We start from the raw sequence: 255 nt of genomic DNA, 5'->3' as shown, positions 1-255 counted from the left end.
GTGGGGTCGCCAACCGGCCAGCGGCAGGAAATCGGCCAGGCGCCGGCGCGGGCGTAAATCGCCCCGGTGGCGGAAACCGGCCGGCGGCCGGCCAGCGGCCCGCGAACGGTAAGCTCGCCGGCAAGGCGGACAACCGCGGCCGCGCAAACGCACTCGGCAACGTCTCGTCGAAGCGCGGTCAGGTCGACGCTTCGAGGCGTGGAGCGCAGAGCCGCGCCAACGCCCAGCGCCCCAACCGTTCCAACGTCCAGCGCT

Annotated in this window: 1 protein-coding gene; it reads right to left on the bottom strand. The window is 73.7% G+C overall.

The features are described 5' to 3' along the window. Window positions 1-255 (bottom strand): hypothetical protein (locus IB244_RS31830; protein ID WP_192307036.1); only part of this gene is annotated, 255 nt, incomplete at both ends.

The sequence above is a fragment of the Rhizobium sp. RHZ02 genome, assembly GCF_014851575.1.
Taxonomy (GTDB): domain Bacteria; phylum Pseudomonadota; class Alphaproteobacteria; order Rhizobiales; family Rhizobiaceae; genus Rhizobium; species Rhizobium altiplani.
Note: the sequence above shows the minus strand (reverse complement) of the source record. Positions and strands in the feature narration are given on the sequence as shown.